Below are 16,566 nucleotides of genomic sequence, written 5' to 3' on the forward strand. Positions count from 1 at the left end.
GCGCCGGGCTGCGGGCCGTTCCCGTCGGCGCCCGGAGCCGCCGGTGCGCCTGCGGCGGGGCCGCCGCGAGGTCCGCGGCCTTCGCCGGGGCCGTGCGGCGCTTTCGCGTCGAACACGCGGTCGAGCTTTTCGCCCGCGCGCTTTTTGGCCTCGGCGAGGCGCTCGTCATGCTGCGCCTGCGTGATCTTGCCTGCGGCCAGTTCTTCGGCCAGCTTGGCCTGATGCTTCGACACCAGCAGCGCGATCAGCTTCTGCTCGTCGACCTGCTGTTCGGCTGCGATCGCCGACAGCGTCTTGCCGCTCTCCTGCTGCGTGCGCAGCTGCTCTTCCGTCAGGTTCAGCAGCGCGGCGAGCCCGGCCCGCTCGGCTGCCGGGCCGCCTGCGAGGCCGGGTCCGCCGTGCGGTCCGCGGCCCGCGCCGGGCTTGGACGGATCGAATACGCGATCGATCTTTTCGCCGGCGCGCTTTTTGGCTTCGGCGAGGCGCTCGTCATGCTGCGCCTGCGTGATCGTGCCGGCGGCCAATTCTTCGGCCAGCTTGGCTTGGTGCTTCGAGACCAGCAAGGCGATCAGCTTCTGCTCGTCGACTTTCTGTTCGGCGGCGATCGCCGACAGCGTCTTGCCGCTCTCCTGCTGCGTGCGCAGCTGCTCTTCCGTCAGGTTCAGCAGCGCGGCGAGCTCGGCCCGCTCGGCTGCCGGGCCGCCTGCGAGGCCGGGGCCGCCGCGCGGGCCTTTGCCGCCCTTGTCCGCTTGAAGCGGGTCCGCCGCCGTGCCGGCCGCTTTGGGTGCAGCGACCGAAGCATCGGCCGTTTTCGAAGCGGAGTCGGATGCCGACGCCGCATACGTATGCGTGACGGCGGCCGTACCTCCCGCCGCAAGCGTCAAAGCCAACGCGCCTGCCGCGATTTTTTTGTTCATCATGGTAAAAAGCCTCCCTGTCTGTTCCGTTTTGTGACGTTCATCCTTCCGACTTGTCGACTTCCAAAGTGTACCTGCCGTTTCTGTGAGGAACCTGATGCTGCGCTGAATGTTTGCTGAACGTCGGCCTCGCCGGGCATAACAAAAAGGCCGCAGCGCTCAAGCGCCGCGGCCTTGCAGGTAAATTCCGGGGTCGGAACCGGAACGCAACCGGGTAAGGCTCAGACCCGGGTGCGATAAGCAAGCAGCCACGTGTTCGATACGCCGGCCGCTATCCGCTCTCCGTTAAGCCCAGTATTCGTCGGGCTTGTAGGTGATCTCCGCGCCGGTGACGATCGTCAGCGTGGATGTCGCTTCGTCGTAGGCGACGTCGTGTTCACCGACGTAGAACCAATGCTTGACCGGCGGCTCGCCGGGCGGTTCTTCGAAATGGAACACGTTCAGTTCGCGCTGCATGCCGCGAATGTCTTCGGCCAGCCACGGGGAGATGCCCTGAATGGTCAGCACGGCGGCTCCGTCGTCGCCGGTCCGCTCAAGCGTATACGTGACATCGTCGGTTCCGCTGTTCACGAGCATCCGCCCCGTCACCGCATGCTTCACGAGAACGCGGTCGTGATCTTGAATCGTCATTGTCGCTTCCTCCTTTTGGCTTAGGGCAGATCGACGAGCATGTAGAAGACCGGCTCGGCAGCGGTCAGCGCAAGCTCGGGCGCGTCGGTAATGCGCGCCGTGTCGCGGCGGCCGAGCGAAGCGGTATCGCCTGCGCCGGCTACTTCAAGCTGTCCTTCGATCACGAACAGGAAGGTCCGGCGGCCATCGGCCTGCCGGAAGTCCAGACTCTGCCCCGCTTCCAGCCGGCTCAAATAGATGGTCATGTCCTGGCCCATATCGGTGACGCCTTCGAGTCCCTGGCCGGACGCGATCGGCAGCAGCGCGCCGTCGAGCGCCGCCGTGTCGAACTCGCCCGTCGTGTAGGACGGCTGCTTGCCCCGCTCGGTCGGCTCGAACCAGAGCTGCAGGATATGCACGTCTTCGTGCTCCGACGGATTATGCTCCGTATGGATGACGCCGCTGCCCGCGCTCATGCGCTGCACGCCGCCGAAGCCGGTTACGGCCACGTTGCCGAGGCTGTCTTCGTGGCGCAGACGGCCGGACAGAATGATCGACACGATCTCCATGTCGCTGTGCGGATGCGCGCCGAAGCCTTTGCCCGGCGCGATCACGTCGTCGTTGCAGACGCGCATCGGGCCGAATTTGACGTTCTCCGCGTCGTAATATTCACCGAAAGAGAAGCTGTGGCCGCCTTTGAGCCAGCCTTTATCGTATTCGAAACGCGAACTTGCCGGATAAGTCTGAATCGTCATGGGTCTAACCCCTTTCGTGTGCGAAAATGGCGAGGAGACGCGTGAGCGCCTTCTTTCTCTATTATTACTTTTAATTCGAGATTTTCAAGAGGAAAATAAAAATAAAGTTAGAAACTTTATAAAAATTAGCTGTGATCAGCGCCGAAGCCTCACTCACATGCCTCATGAGCTTCATACGCTTCATTATCACTCACATGCCTCATGAGCTTCATACGCTTCATTAGCCTCACTCACATGCCTCATGGGCTTCATACGCTTCCGAAGCTTCAATCCCGCTTCCTACACGCGGAAAATCTCCACCCCGTACGGCGCAAGCTCGATCTCGCCGTCGTAACGCTCGCCGCCGAGCAGCCCTTCGTCCTGCACCGCTTCGGCATACGTATCGCCGAGCCGGAACCGGCGCGTCTCGCGGCCGAGGTTCAGCACGAACAGGTACGTGCCCGACTCCCCGCTGCGGACGGACAGCTGCACGCCGGGCGGCAGGTTCCCGGCATGCACGATGCCGCGCGCCTGCGCAATGTCCAGCAGCAGGCTGCGCAAATAGTCGTCCTCGGGATGCGTGCCGAGATAATACGTCTCGCCGTGCCCGAACTCGTGCCGGACGATCGCCGCTTCGCCGGCGAAGAACGCGCTGCCGCCGTAGCGGGCCAGCACTTCGGTTTGCCTGTTCTCGATCGGGTCGAGAATGTCCGCCCACTGGCTGCCGGCGTACGGTTCGCCGTCCGCCGTATCGAGCCGCACGATGTCGCTGCCGAGCGGGTCGTATTCGCGGACCGTCACGCCCGCGCAGTCCGCCAGCAGTCCCGGCAGCGGCTGCATGACGCAGACGTTGTTCATGTTCTTGACGCCGGTGCGCGCCGTCAGCAGCAGCGTGCCGCCGTCGGCCGCGAAGCGCGACAGCTTCCCGGCGGCGGCATCGTCCAGCAGGTACAGATGCGGCGCGAGCACGAGCCGGTAGCCTTCGAGCGGCTGGCGCCAGTCGATCACGTCGCAGTCGATGCCAAGCTTCGTCAGGACGCGGTGATACGCTTTGATATTTTCGTAATAATCGAAATTGTCGGTCTGCTTCTGGATACGCAGCGCTTCAAGCTGTTCGTGCGACATCAGGATCGCGACTTTGGCGTCCGTGGACGTGCCTTCAAGCAGCGGAGCGAGCCGCCGCACTTCGGCGCTCATCGAAGCGAACTCGGCGAGCCGCCGGCCCGGCACGTTGCTGTGGTCGATCAGGCCGTGCCAGAACTGCTCCGCGCCGATAGCGGCGCTGCGCCAGCGGAAATGCACGACCGTGTCCGCGCCGCGCGCGATCGCCTGCCATGCATAGGCGCGGATATAGCCGGGCTGCGGCATGCGCCACATCGGCATCCAGGCGCCCGGCGAGCCGCTGAGCTGCTCCATGATCCAGAAGTTTTTGCGCTTGATGCCGCGGGTAACGTCCAGCGACAGCGCGCCGCTGTAGGGCGAAGTCGCGGCTTTGGCCGGCGACGTGTTCGGATAATAGTCGAAGGAAGCGAAATCCAGCTCCTCGCCGACCCGGTACAGATCCAGCCGCTGCGGATAGCTGTGGAAATTGTGCGTGATGAAATGATCCGGGCAGTAGGCCCGGATCGCCGCGATCTGCCCGGCCTGGAACTCGGCGACGGTATCCCACTGGAACCTGGCGAAATCGAGCAGGAACGACGGATTCTGATACGGCGAGCCGCCGAGCGGCGGCGTCACTTCGCTCCACTCCGAATACTCGCCGCTCCAGACGACCGTGCCCCATTCCCGGTTCAGCCGGTCCAGCGTGCCGTATTTGCGGTACACCCAATCGCGGAAGTCTTCCGCCGCCTGCGGGCTATGGCTGTCGAGCATGCCGAACTCGTTGTCCGTCTGCCAGCCGATCACGGCCGGATGCTGCGCGTAGCGCTGCGCCAGCTTGCCGACGATCCGCTCGCCGAACCTGCGCAGCGAACGGCTGTTGAAGCAGCGGTGGCCGCGCACGCCCGGCTGGAACACGCCGCCGCCTGGCAGGATCGGCAGCACGTCGGGGTATTTGTCCGTCAGCCATCTCGGCGGCGTATGGGTCGGCGTGCCGATGACCACGTCGATGCCGCGGCGGCCGAACAGGTCGATCGCCCGGTCGAGCCAGCCGAAATCGAACTCCCCTTCCCGCGGCTCCATCCGGCTCCACGCGAATTCGCCGACGCGCACGACGGCTACGCCCGATTGCTGCATCAGTTCGGCATCCGCTTCCCAGATCGATTCGTCCCAATGCTCCGGGTAATAATCGACACCCATTCGAACTTGTTCGTACTTCTTGATCGGCTGCTGCTGCATGATGACTTCCCCTCTCGTAGTCGCTTCGTGCTTTAGACATTCGAGGTTCCGCCGTCAATCCCTGCCCGATCGCAAACGTTTTCCGGTTAAAAGCCCCCGTCAGCCCTTTTCCGTACCCCGCTCTTCCGCAAAGACGCACACCCGGTTGCGCCCCTGCTCTTTGGCCCGGTACAGCGCGCGGTCGGCGGCTTCGATCAGCGCGGCCCCGTCCGGGCGGCCTTCGACAGAAGCGACGCCGAAGCTTGCCGTGATGCGGTATTTGCGCGACGGCGATTCGGACTCCAGCCGGACGCGGAACCGTTCCGCTGCCGTCCGGGCCGCTTCGGACGAAGTGTCCGGCAGCAGGACCGCAAACTCTTCGCCGCCGAAACGGACCGGAATGTCTCCGGCGCGGACTTCGTCCATGAGCAGCCGGCCCACATGCTTCAGCACCAGATCGCCTTCCGGGTGGCCCCACGTATCGTTGAACGTTTTGAAATAGTCGATATCGAGCAGGATAAGGCTGAGCGGCAGCGAGGCGGAACCGGACTCCCGCTGCGCGGCGATGCCGTCGAGCGCCTGCTCGAAATAGCGCCGGTTCCACAGTTCCGTCAGCCCGTCGCGCATCGCCATATTTTTGATCCGCACGGTCTCGCTCGCATTCTCCAGTGCGGTGACGATCATCGGCGACAGCTTTTCGAGCCGTTCCTTTTTTTGCAATGTGAAAAATCCGGTCCGGTCCGACATCAGATTCAGCACCCCGATCACGCGGGCTTCTTTGCGCAGCAGGATATGCATGGACGAGCGAATGCCGAGCGCGTACAGGCCGTCCGTAATCTCGCCTTCGGCGCGGTACTGCGACCAGTCTTCGTGCACCATCGAGAATCCGCCGTTCAGCAGTTCCTGGATGTCTTTCTCCTCGCCCGACAGCATCCGTTCGTCCAGCGACACGGTTCCTTCGGCGCACACGGCTTTGACGGAGAAGCTGCGGTCGGCATTCTGCGTAATGACGGACATGCGCTCGCACACGATCAGCGAACCGAGCGATTTCAAAATGCTGCGGTACGCTTCTTCCGGACTGCGGGACTGGTGCAGCGTATTGATCATCCGGTACGTATTTTCGAGCGTCTGCTTCTCTTTCTCCATCTCGTCGTGCATCCGCCTGAAATTGCGCACCAGCCGGCCGATCTCGTTGTCTTCGACGTAATCCGGCAGCCGCTCGCGAATATTGCCGTCTTCGTAGGAAGCGACGACGCGGTCGAGCTGCATGATCGGCCGCGTGATCCGCATCAATCCTTTTTGCAAATAATTCAACATCAACATCTGGAAAACGATAAAGATCAACGCGATTGCGCCGAACAGCAGGTACAGGCGGTTCAGCATCTCGGTGCGGCGTTCGCCGCGCAGCAGCTCGACCTGTTCGAGCAGCGAACGCTGCTGCATGCGGAATTGGTCCAGTTTTTGTTTGGCGGCCAAAAGTTCGCGTTCGGACACCGATTCGCCGGCCATCGTCGTGCGGATCTGCGCGTCGCCGAATTCTTTTTTCCAACCCAGGCCCGTATCGGTCAGCTGCCGCACCGCCTTCGTAAGTTCGGTCCGCCCCTTCATCTCGCGTACTTCAAGCAGCAGCGCGTCGGACGCGGACCGATAATTCAGGCTGCCCCGGTCGAACGGCTCCAGAAATTCCATACGGCCGGTCAACAGATACCCCCGCTGCCCCGTCTCCTGATCGACCATCGCGTTCTCCAGCCGCAGCAGCTGCGTCCGCAGATCGGCAGTCTGCCGCACCCCTTCGTAATTGGAAAAAAGCGACCGGACGAGATACGTAAATCCGAGCGCCACGATCAGCACGAATCCGATCATGAACACGATGCTCGCTTTGAGCAGTCCCGAACCGACGAACTTTTTTCCCTGAAGCAGGTCTTTGATCATCCTGTTCATGTACATTCTCCTTCAGCCGTTCCGGAGCGCCGAACGCGTCGGACGCATTCGGCACAAAACGTTCCGGCGGCAATTTTGCTGACGGTCCCTGCGCGAAGAACCTCTCTTATTTATCTGCCAAAAAACGAACTTTCATTAGAGCCATGCGGCACGAGAGCCGTGAAATACGCAAAAGCCCGGAAATGCGGACGCGCGAAAAAGCCGCCGGAACGTAAGTCCCGGCGGCTTGTCGAACGGGAATCGGCGCTTAGACCAGATTCCAGAACATGACCGTGTTGGCGACCGTCACCAGCGTGAACAGAATCGTGTTCACGAAAGCGGGCAGCCATACGTTATTCGTTTTCTCGAACAGTTTGCGCGCGTAGATCGCGGCGACGACCAGCACCGGCACGAGTGCGAACAGCAGGATGCCGTTCAGGTTCTGGGCCGGGTAGAGCGCCACGCCTCTGGCGAAGTCGAGGCCGTACTGGGCGATCAGCCACAGGATCAGGCCGCCCACGTTCAGGAAGATCGCAAGCAGGTAGCCGCCTTTGCGCGAGCGGGTATCCGCATTCAGCGCTACGGCGCTGACGAAGTAGTAGATCAGGAAGAACGGCATGTAGCGCAGTCCGGTCACGAAATGCTCGAACGTGAACGTGCGGACGGCGAACGTCCAGATCCGGAAGTCGGTGCCGAAGACCGCCTGCACGGCGAACAGCAGCAGATAGCCGATCGCGACGGCGATAACCGCCGTGCACAGACTTGCAACGATCGTCATCGGATTCAGGCTGATGCCGTAATCCGAGAAGCTGGCGCCGGCATGCTTTTTGTTGAAGTAGTAGAACGCGAACGTGATGAACGCCGTGATCGACGCGGACACGAGCGCCCAGTAGACGATCTGGTTCGTCGTCGGTTCGTTGAAGAACGGGCTAAGCGGCACGATGCCGTCCGCTTTGGCGAACAGAATCCACATCGCGGCCGAAACGACCGCGAGAATGAGGCCGCCGATACCAACGTGGCGCATTGCCGCCGAAGCGCCGGAACGGGCGAAGCCGATCACGGCCGCGACGACGGACACAACCAGCAGCACGATCGCGACGATCGTCAGCGTGTGCAGGCCGCCGGCCTGTTTGTCCATCAGCGTCGGGAACAAAATGGCCGGGATCAGGGCGCTGAAGACGACCGCGATCCAGTAAGCGGCTTTTTGCCCGCCGCGAATCGGTCTGGCCAGCGGAGCCGTGACCGCCGTGATCGATTTGTTCAGGAACGGCAGACGGAGCAGCAGTACCGACATCGGCACGATCATCAGGAAGAAGCCGATCATGGCGACGAAGTTGAACGCTTCCTTGAGCCACCAGATCTGGCTGTCCGAAGACAGGTTCGCGTCGACCTGGTTCGGAGACGTGACGCCTTCGAACGCGTGCGTGTAGAAGTCGATCAGGTAGCCGGTCGTTTCCGGCGAGAAATGGTTCCACGGGTGCGTCTGATTCGGCGTGTAGATGATACGCTCGCCGCTCTGCGAAGGACGCACGACCTGGTCTTCGACTTTGACGTCGCCGGAATCGACCGTGTAATACTGGCCCTGCTTCGCTTCTTCGGCGCCTTCGCCAAGTCCGAGGAACGCGCGGCCCGACAGCGTTTTGGCAAAGTCTTTGCGCATGACGGTGCCGACGATTTCTTTTTCCGCGGCCGTTTTCTCTTCATCGGATTTGTTGAAGAAGAATTCGTCGTAATGGCCCGCGATCATGCCGACCGTCCGGTCGCCGTAAGCTGCCATGAGCTGGTCCTGCGGCGCGACGGCTGCGGCATAGGAGAAGTCCGCGCCGACGGAAATGCCGGTATAGATCATCCGGTGTCCGGCCTGCAGCGAATTCATCTCGTCCATGTACATGGCGAGCAGCGTGGAGAAGCCGCCCATCGAGTGACCGCTGACCGCGAGGTACGCGTTGCCGTTTTCGTCTTTTTTCGTGTAATCCTGTTCGTACATGTATTTGGCGGCGTCGAACTGCGAGAAGATCCAGAACGTCGAGAACTGCTCGCCGACCTTGATGTCGCCGTCCCAGCGCGAATCGCCGTGATCGTACATGTCGAGCGCGAGCACGATATAGCCGCGGCGCGACATTTCGATCGCCGGCGCGTCCTGCATTTCTTTGGTGTTCAAATAGCCGTGCGTCGTGACGATAACCGGGCGGGGATCGTCCGGGCCGGCGCCTTTGGGCATGTACAGCAGGCCGTTAAGCGTGCCGTGATCGGCTTTGAACGAAATTTCCTTGACGTTGACTTTGTAAAAAGACGTGTTGAACATGCCGGCGAGCAGGCTGCCCAGCACGATCAGGATCAACGACAAAGCAAGCAGTCCGGCCGGTTTTCTGAATAGGTTGGATAAGGTTTTCACTGAGCTGTCTCCCTGCGACTCTGTGGTCGCTTCAATATGAACGCTTAAAATTGCGGAAGCCCGAATTGCGGATAACGAACAAGCGGGTGTGCAGGCGCAGGCGTAGAGCCTATAAGCGCGCAGGGCAAAGAGCCGGTCAGCCGGATATTCCCGGCTGCCGTTCGGCTCTGCTCCTCTTGTTCGCGCGGAACGGTTCTTACTTCAGGCTGTCCGACAGCTGCGTGAAGATCACGCCGAGCGCGTGCGCGCCCGCATCCGGATAGCCGATGCTGCGTTCGCCGACCGTACCCGCGCGTCCCATGCGCGCCACGATCTCCTCCGTCTTTTTGGCTCCCGCCACGGCCGCTTCCGCGCCTTTGGCAAAGGCCGTCTTGACGTCGTCTCCGGCCGCTGCGCTTGCCGTCCAGGCATCCGCGCACGGAACGAGCGCGTCGATCAGCGTCTTGTCGCCGACGACCGCCCCGCGTCCGAACGAACGCTCGCCGGTCGACTGGATGCCGGCTACCGCGGCCTGCAGCAGCTCGGCGAAGCCGGCCACGTCAAGTTCGGTGCGGTCGCCCGCCGAACGTCCGGCCGCGCGGAACGCGGAACCCCAGATCGGCCCGGAAGCGCCGCCGCAGTATTCCATGATAACGAGCGAGCACTCGTTCAGGAAGCCGCCGATCGAACGGTCTTCGTGCGACAGAATTTCTTTCCATTCGCGCTTGAGCTGCTTGAAGCCTTTGGCGACGCTCATGCCGAAGTCGCCGTCGCCGGCCTGCGAATCCAGTTCGCAGAACGGGATTTCGTTCTCGATGATGATCTCGCTCATCTTGTCGATCACGTACACGACGTTGTCGCGGGTCATCTTGCCGCCGGACACCTCGGCATATTCCGCCGGCGTCTCGACCGTAAACGAAGCCGAATCGGACACGTCGTCCGCGCCGGAGCGGCGCAGCTCCGTGTAAGCCGGCTGCACGACCGGACCGGACACCTTGAACGCCGGCGTATCGCTTTCGCGAGACAGCAGTTCCTTGAGTTCGTCGTCCAGCTTCATGAACGTGACCGACATGCCCGCCATATCGATGCTCGTCATGTAGTTGCCGACGAACGTGCGGTTGATCTTGACGTTCTTCTCCGTCAATTCGCGCGTGACCGCGTGATTGAACAAATACAGTTCCTGCAGCGGCGTCGCGCCGAAACCGTTGATCAGCAGGGCGATTTCTTCGCCTTCGCCGCCTTCGAGCTTCATGTCGCGCAGCAGGTCCGTGACCGTATGGGCGGCCAGTTGGTCGGCTGTCGCCATCTTCTCGCGGCGAATGCCCGGTTCGCCGTGGATGCCCACGCCGTATTCGATCTCGTCTTCGCCGAGCTTGAACGTCGGCGTGCCTTTCGCCGGCACGGTGCACGACGTCAGCGCGAAGCCGATGCTGCGCACGTTCGCCGCGGCTTTCTCCGCCGCCGCTTTGACTTCGGCCAGGCTGCGGCCTTCTTCGGCGGCTGCGCCCGCGATCTTGTGCACGAGCACGGTGCCCGCCACGCCGCGGCGTCCTACCGTGTAGAGGCTGTCTTCGACCGCGATATCGTCGTCGACGCGAACGTAATCGACTTCGATGCCGTCTTCGCTGGCCAGATGGGAAGCGTTTTTGAAGTTCATGATGTCGCCGCTGTAGTTTTTGATGATGAGCAGCGCGCCTTTGTTGCCGGCGGTCGATTTGATCGCCTGGTAGATCTGGATCTGGGACGGCGAAGCGAACACGTCGCCGCAGACCGCCGCATCCAGCATGCCTTTGCCAACGAAGCCGGCGTGCGCCGGTTCGTGGCCGCTGCCGCCGCCGCTGATCAGCGTCACTTTGTCCGCGTTGAGCTGCTTTTTCTGGATGATCTTATATTTTTGCACGAACTCCAGCTCGGGATGGGCCAGCGCTAGACCGCTGCCCATCTCCATGACCAGATCTTCCGGTTTGTTGATTACTTTTTTCAAAACAAAACCCTCCTCTATAGATAGCTTACAGACCTCTGGCCGCTTTGTACGCGCTGCCGATCCGGTCCGCGGTCTGAACGGCTGCCGCCACTTCTTCTACCGTAACCGGGAAAGGCATGGCGTGAATCGATTCTTCCGGGATGCACGCCTTCTCCGCGATTTGCATGAGCTGCTCGCGGGTAATCGACTTCACGCCGATATCCGCCAGGCAGACCGGCAGGCCGACGTCCAGACAGAAGTCCATGACCTGGTTGAGTTCTTCGGTCGGCGCGTTCTCCAGCACGAGCTGGGCGATCGTGCCGAACGCGACTTTTTCGCCGTGGAAATAATGATGCGCTTCTTCGAGGATCGTCAGGCCGTCGTGGATGGCGTGCGCGCCGGCCAGGCCGCCGCTTTCGAAGCCGAGTCCCGACAGCAGGATGTTCGTCTCGACGATATTTTCGAGCGCCTGGGTCACGACGTTCGCGTCGCAGGCCGCTTTCGCTTTGACGCCGTCTTTGAGCAGCATTTCGTAGCACAGCGTGGCCAGTGCCATCGCCGCGTTCGTGCCGATCGCCGGAGCCGTTTTGCCTTCTCTCGCGCCGCTTGGCAGACCCGCGTTTACTTTCGAGTATGAACGGGACGTCGCGCGGGCTTCGAAGTACGTGGACAGCGCGTCGCCCATGCCGGATACGAGGAATCTCGTCGGCGCGTTGGCGATAACCGTCGTGTCGACCAGTACCACGCTCGGGCTCTGCTTGAAGTACGCGTAGTCGTCAAAAGCGCCTTCCGGCGTATACAGCACAGCCGAGTGGCTCGTCGGTGCGTCGGTCGCGGCGATCGTCGGGCAGATGATCAGCGCTTCGCCCTGGGCTACGCATTTGGCGGCGTCGATCGCTTTGCCTCCGCCGAGGCCGATCACGCAGTCGCAGTTGTTCTCTTCGGCGATCTGCTGCAGACGCGCGACTTCCTGACGCGAACATTCGCCCATGAAACCGCTCTCAACGAACGAGATTCCGAATTTGGCTGCGGTCGCGTCCAACTTGTCTTTCACTCGCGCCGCGTCGTCCGGGTGAGCGATCAGCAGAGCCGATTTGCCGAACGAACCAACAAAGTAACCGAGGTTGAGCAGTTCATTTTCGCCTTGCACGTATTTCGACGGACTGATAAAAGCTTTTCTCATCTTAAATCCCTCCAGGTAGTGGTTTGTTTGATCGTAGAATTGCGGCCGTGAACAGGATATGAAAATACGATTTTAAAAGCCGTAAACGTTCGATTGCGCATCCTGATGCCGCTTTCTTTCATCATAATCTACAATTTTAAGGTTTACAGTGGACTTTCCAAGCAATATATTATAATTTGAAATCGTAATTTGATGTCCTTGTGTCTAAAGTTGTATCTTTTTGTCATCGCTTACATGCTTTTATGCGTTCCTGCATGTATTTAAAATCCCATTTTCGAAAGAAGGAACCCCCCATGACCGGCGAACCCCTCAGCATCCAGACCGTTTTCGATCTTGAAAAATGGGAACGTCTCCAGGATTCGCTCGCCTCCGTCACCAAGCTTGCCATCCTGACCGTCGATTACAAAGGCAACGCCGTTACGCGGCACAGCGCCTGCCAATCGTTTTGCAACGCGGTCCGCCAGGACGAAGACCTGCTGCCCTACTGCCAGAAATGCGACTCCCGCGGCGGGCTGGAAGCGGTGCGCTCGAACAAGCCCTACATCTATTTGTGCCATTACAACATTATCGATATCGCCGTGCCGGTCATGATCGACGGACAGTATATTGGCGCCGTCATGGCCGGACAGGTGCGCTTGTCCGACTCTTCCGCTCCGCCGGAGCTGGAACAGATTCTGACGTCCAAGAACAAGAAGCTGTACAGCGAGAAATGGGAAAAGCTCAAAGACCATTACGCCGATCTGCCGGTCATGTCGTATCAGGAGATCGTCACGATCTCCAATATGCTGTCGCTGCTGTGCAGCTACATCGTGGAAGAAGCGACGAACAAGAACCGGATCACGGAAATTTTCGACAAAGCGTCGGGCAGCGGCACGCTGCCGAGTCTGTCCGAGCTGCTGCCGGGCTACACGCTGCGCCACCCGGAGAACGCGCGCCGCGAAGCGGCCCATCTGCTCGCCGGAACGACGCTTGGCGGCGAGGCGGGCGACGGCGAACGCTGCGACAATCCCGTGCTCCAGCCGGCGTTCGATTATCTGTTCGCGCACAAAAACGAATCGGTGCCGCTCAAGAAAATGGCCGAGCTGTGCCATATCAGTCCGAGCTATTTCAGCCGCCTGTTCGCCAAGGAAATCGGGGAAAGCTATTCCGGCTACGCCGCCCGGCTGAAGATCGTGTGGGCGCGGCAGCTGCTGGAGCAGACCGACCTTCCGATCTCGCAGATCAGCGCGGAGCTGGGCTTCAACGAACCGGGCTATTTTATCAAAACGTTCAAAAAATACGAAAACGCGACCCCCGCCGTATACCGGAAATATTATCGGAAATAAAGCTCGGCCTTTTTGTCGGACCCAACCTGAGCGGATGCTTTGTGCATCGGTTCAGGTTTTTTTGGGCTCCGAGGCTTGCGCAGACGCCGAACAGGATGCTTTTTCCGCAACCGTCCGATGAAACGTCGAACCGCCGAACCGCTGAACCGTCGCAAGCCGGAGCATGAAGGATGATCGATCCGAAAAGCGACCTCAAGTCTCCGCCCAATAGAGAGTCCGGCTTCCGAATCCGGTTGTGTCGGAAAAGCGGACGTCGTTTGACAACGAAGCCTTGTTTCTTTAAGCTGGGTAGAACGAACGTTATACTTAGGTGGGGAGGGCTTGCGGCATGAGCGCCAAAAAAGAAGATCTGCTTCGCACGGCGGAGAACTTGTTTTACCAACACGGCTTCCATTCGATCGGGCTCAAAAAAATCGTCGGCGAATCCAATATCGCCATGATGACGCTGTACAACCATTTCGCTTCCAAAGACGAGCTGGTGTCCGAAGTGCTGAACCGCCGCGAACAGGACTATATGGACAAATTGCAAAGTGCCGCCGCGGGAAGGTTCGGTGACGGCCCGGCGGCGGACGATTCGGTCTACGTCCGGCTGGCTGCCGCGCACGCCCGATGGATGGCCGGCCGCGCGGCGCGCGGCTGCCTGTTCCTGCGGGCCAAGGAAGAGTACGGCGCGGACGATGCCCATCCGATCGTCCGGCTGGCCGACGGCCATAAGCGGCGCCTGAAGGAATTCGTCCGTGCCGCCGATCCCCGGCGTTCCGAAAGCGAAGCGATCCAGCTGTGCCTGCTGCTGGAAGGCGCTACCGCTTTGGCGGAAAGCGAAGGCCCGGACGCGGCGGGCGAACAGCTGCTTGATCTGACCCGCCGGCTGTTCGTCGGCGCGGCAGGATCGAAGCCGGCTGCGAGCCGGCCGTAATTCCGAAACAAAAACGGGAACCGGATTCCCGTTTTTATTTCTACTGTAAATATAGTGATCGTTCTATCTAAATTTTATTCGAAAAGGAGCGCTGTCTTATGAAATCGCTAATCGGTCCCGGCATGGCGATGGTCGCGGTGTGCTATGCGTTCGCCCGCTTCGCTTTTGCCCTGTTCCTCCCCGACATTTCGCGAGAATTCGAACTGGATGCCGCCGCCGCGGGCCGCATGCAATCGCTCAGTTATCTCGCTTACGTGCTGGCTTTGATCGTGTCCACCGCCACGCTGCGGGTGATCGGACAGCGCGGCACGATCCTCGTCACCGGAGCGTGCGCGATCGCCGGACTGACCTTGATCGCCGCGGCTTCCGACGCGCGCATGCTGTCGATCGGTCTGTTCGCGGCCGGACTCAGCACCGGCTGGGTATCGCCGGTGCTCGGGCAGCTCGTTGCCCGTTCGCTCGAGCCGCAGCGGCAAAACGGAGCCAACGCCCGCATCAACAGCGGCAGCGGAATCGGCATCGTCCTGTCGGGACTTGCGGCCATGATCTTCGCCGCTTCCTGGCGCGGCGCTTACGCACTGTTCGCGCTGGTCGGAGTCCTGACCGTCGCCTGGCTGATCTTCCGGCTGCGCGGCGTTCCGAACGAGCGGCCCCGCGGCGGCAGCCTCTGGAGCGAAGCGCGCAAATCGGGCCGTCTGCTTCCCGCTTCGCTGATCGCCGGGCTCGGCTGCGCCGCGTACTGGACGTATCTGATCAGCCATTTGCAGGCGGAGCAGCATCTGTCCGCGCAGACGGCGGCCGGGTATTGGATCGCAGTGGGAGCGGCCGGCATCGCGGGCGGTTCGGCCGGTAAAATCGCTGCCGCCCGGGGCCTTCGGCGCGTTTACCGTCTCGGCGTCGCGCTTCTCTCGGTCTCCGTCGCGCTGATTCCCTTGTCCGTGCCCGCGATCAGCCTGCTCTCGGCCCTTCTGTTCGGGGCCGCCTACGTCCTGCTGACCTCGCTGTTCATTCTATGGGGCACCGGCATTCCCGATGCTTCGCCTTCGGCGCAGATCAGCCTCTCGTTTCTCGCCCTGGGCGTCGGCCAATTCGCCGGCTCCTGGCTGGCCGGCATTTGGATCGAAGCCGTTGGGTACAACGCGGTGTTCCTGCTGTTCGCGCTTGTCCTCCTGATCGGCCTGCTGTTCTATCCGAACGCCGAAAAGCCGGCTCTCCCCAAAGAGCCGGCGGCTTGATAAGATGCGGGCGTTCCGGCTCTCCGCTCAGACGATCGCCGCCGCGCTGGCCTGCACGGTATCCAGCCAGCGCCGCGCCAGCAGGCCGTGCCCGGCCGTCGTCGGATGGACACCGTCCCAGATCCAGTACGCAGCCGGCGCAAGTTCGCATGCGGCGTCGAACGCATCCTGCAGCGGCACGAACACCGCGCCGAATTCGTCCGCCAGCCGCCGGACAGCGGCGCCGCAGGCTCTCGCCGCCGCGTTCCAGGCGGCCCAATCGTAATCCGTATGCCCGCCCGGCAGGATGAACGGCTCGCACAGCACGAGCCGCACAGCCGGAAGTTCCCGGCGGGTCCACGCCAGCAGCCGGCGGTAGTCCGCTTCGTAGCTCGCCGGATCGAAGCCGCCCGGCTCCGCGATCGACGTCAAAATATCGTTGACCCCGATCAAAATGCTGATCGTGTCGGGCCGCAGATCGATCGCGTCTTCCGTCCAACGCGCTTCGAGATCGCTCACCCGATTGCCGCTGATGCCGCGGTTGACGAACGCCGGCTGCTGCGGCGCCAGCGCGAAGCCGCGCTCCGCCGCAATCCAGAACGCATACCCGTGCCCGAGAATATGATTCGGGTCCGAGTCCCGCCCCCGATTACCGTCCGTAATCGAATCGCCCTGAAAAAGAATGTTCCGCGCTTCCGCACAAAATTCCGGACGAACTCCCCCGCGATTTCCTTCTTCTGGCCTCTGCCGCGACTCTCCCTGCCCTGCTATAGTCATTCCGATTCTCTCCTTTTCGAAAACGTTTCAAATCTTGACTATAGTATTCGCCGCGAAGCTTCGTCCTCCTGCTCCTTCCTTCCTTTCTTCCTTCCTTCCTTCCTTCCTACTCACTTGTTGCCTGCTGCCTGCTGCGCCATCTTGCTCACTTGCATTTTTTGCTTGTCTGCAAGGCCTGATGCACGCTTTCTTTATCATGTTTTTGAAAATAACGTCCTCACGACAGTTATTTTAATTGTGCGTACGTGTGCCGAAAAAATAACGTCCTGAGGACAGTTAATTTCGACGTTCCCTGCCCAAACAAGCAAAAATCCGCCG

The 16,566-nt window shown here is 61.1% G+C and carries 11 protein-coding genes and 1 pseudogene; 3 read left to right on the forward strand and 9 right to left on the reverse strand.

All coding sequences use genetic code 11. The annotated features are described in order from the left end of the window. From FTE24_RS15850 to FTE24_RS15885, 8 genes and pseudogenes are all read right to left on the reverse strand, one after another. Nucleotides 1-920: pseudogene (locus FTE24_RS15850) on the reverse strand (hypothetical protein); the annotation flags it as partial. A gap of 282 nt (nucleotides 921-1,202) precedes the next feature. Further along, complete coding sequence (locus FTE24_RS15855; RefSeq protein ID WP_150232009.1) at nucleotides 1,203-1,547, reverse strand: hypothetical protein; 345 nt, start codon at nucleotides 1,545-1,547, stop codon at nucleotides 1,203-1,205. Between the two features lie 20 nt (nucleotides 1,548-1,567). After that, nucleotides 1,568-2,281 (reverse strand): pirin family protein, encoded by a 714-nt coding sequence (locus FTE24_RS15860; protein WP_150232011.1) that lies wholly within the window; start codon nucleotides 2,279-2,281, stop codon nucleotides 1,568-1,570. A 279-nt stretch (nucleotides 2,282-2,560) separates the two neighbouring features. Further along, on the reverse strand, nucleotides 2,561-4,597 hold the full coding sequence (locus tag FTE24_RS15865; protein WP_150232013.1) for a beta-galactosidase: 2,037 nt from the start codon (nucleotides 4,595-4,597) through the stop codon (nucleotides 2,561-2,563). 99 nt (nucleotides 4,598-4,696) lie between these two features. Next, nucleotides 4,697-6,517 carry a sensor domain-containing diguanylate cyclase gene (locus tag FTE24_RS15870; RefSeq protein ID WP_237401786.1) on the reverse strand — a complete coding sequence of 607 codons (1,821 nt, stop codon included), beginning with the start codon at nucleotides 6,515-6,517 and terminating at the stop codon, nucleotides 4,697-4,699. Nucleotides 6,518-6,764: 247 nt separating this feature from the next. After that, nucleotides 6,765-8,891, reverse strand: coding sequence for a serine aminopeptidase domain-containing protein (locus FTE24_RS15875; protein WP_150232015.1), 2,127 nt, complete (start codon nucleotides 8,889-8,891; stop codon nucleotides 6,765-6,767). 196 nt (nucleotides 8,892-9,087) lie between these two features. Continuing rightward, a complete protein-coding gene (gene dhaK, locus FTE24_RS15880) occupies nucleotides 9,088-10,854 on the reverse strand; it encodes a dihydroxyacetone kinase subunit DhaK (protein WP_150232018.1) in 1,767 nt (588 codons plus the stop codon). A gap of 25 nt (nucleotides 10,855-10,879) precedes the next feature. Beyond that, nucleotides 10,880-12,016, reverse strand: a complete 1,137-nt coding sequence (locus tag FTE24_RS15885; protein WP_141448688.1) for a glycerol dehydrogenase — start codon at nucleotides 12,014-12,016, stop codon at nucleotides 10,880-10,882. 293 nt (nucleotides 12,017-12,309) lie between these two features. On the opposite strand from FTE24_RS15885, the gene FTE24_RS15890 reads away from it, so the two are divergent. From FTE24_RS15890 to FTE24_RS15900, 3 genes are all read left to right on the forward strand, one after another. Beyond that, nucleotides 12,310-13,341, forward strand: a complete 1,032-nt coding sequence (locus FTE24_RS15890) for a PocR ligand-binding domain-containing protein (RefSeq protein ID WP_150232019.1) — start codon at nucleotides 12,310-12,312, stop codon at nucleotides 13,339-13,341. A 328-nt stretch (nucleotides 13,342-13,669) separates the two neighbouring features. Beyond that, nucleotides 13,670-14,257 carry a TetR/AcrR family transcriptional regulator gene (locus FTE24_RS15895; protein ID WP_150232022.1) on the forward strand — a complete coding sequence of 196 codons (588 nt, stop codon included), beginning with the start codon at nucleotides 13,670-13,672 and terminating at the stop codon, nucleotides 14,255-14,257. 98 nt (nucleotides 14,258-14,355) lie between these two features. Beyond that, a complete protein-coding gene (locus FTE24_RS15900) occupies nucleotides 14,356-15,492 on the forward strand; it encodes an MFS transporter (RefSeq protein ID WP_150232024.1) in 1,137 nt (378 codons plus the stop codon). 27 nt (nucleotides 15,493-15,519) lie between these two features. Here the strand turns inward: FTE24_RS15900 and FTE24_RS15905 are convergent, their stop codons facing one another. Continuing rightward, nucleotides 15,520-16,248 carry an SGNH/GDSL hydrolase family protein gene (locus tag FTE24_RS15905; protein WP_150232026.1) on the reverse strand — a complete coding sequence of 243 codons (729 nt, stop codon included), beginning with the start codon at nucleotides 16,246-16,248 and terminating at the stop codon, nucleotides 15,520-15,522. Between the last annotated feature and the right edge of the window lie 318 nt (nucleotides 16,249-16,566).

The organism is Saccharibacillus sp. WB 17 (genome assembly GCF_008634075.2).
In the GTDB taxonomy this organism is placed as follows: domain Bacteria; phylum Bacillota; class Bacilli; order Paenibacillales; family Paenibacillaceae; genus Saccharibacillus; species Saccharibacillus brassicae.

What these genes read in the sequence shown, in the direction of transcription:
- FTE24_RS15855 (WP_150232009.1), bottom strand. Translation starts at nt 1,547, where the DNA reads ATGACGATTCAAGATCACGACCGCGTTCTCGTGAAGCATGCGGTGACG.
- FTE24_RS15905 (WP_150232026.1), bottom strand. Translation starts at nt 16,248, where the DNA reads ATGACTATAGCAGGGCAGGGAGAGTCGCGGCAGAGGCCAGAAGAAGGA.
- FTE24_RS15890 (WP_150232019.1), top strand. Translation starts at nt 12,310, where the DNA reads ATGACCGGCGAACCCCTCAGCATCCAGACCGTTTTCGATCTTGAAAAA.
- FTE24_RS15860 (WP_150232011.1), bottom strand. Translation starts at nt 2,281, where the DNA reads ATGACGATTCAGACTTATCCGGCAAGTTCGCGTTTCGAATACGATAAA.
- FTE24_RS15885 (WP_141448688.1), bottom strand. Translation starts at nt 12,016, where the DNA reads ATGAGAAAAGCTTTTATCAGTCCGTCGAAATACGTGCAAGGCGAAAAT.
- FTE24_RS15865 (WP_150232013.1), bottom strand. Translation starts at nt 4,597, where the DNA reads ATGCAGCAGCAGCCGATCAAGAAGTACGAACAAGTTCGAATGGGTGTC.
- FTE24_RS15900 (WP_150232024.1), top strand. Translation starts at nt 14,356, where the DNA reads ATGAAATCGCTAATCGGTCCCGGCATGGCGATGGTCGCGGTGTGCTAT.
- FTE24_RS15870 (WP_237401786.1), bottom strand. Translation starts at nt 6,517, where the DNA reads ATGAACAGGATGATCAAAGACCTGCTTCAGGGAAAAAAGTTCGTCGGT.
- FTE24_RS15895 (WP_150232022.1), top strand. Translation starts at nt 13,670, where the DNA reads ATGAGCGCCAAAAAAGAAGATCTGCTTCGCACGGCGGAGAACTTGTTT.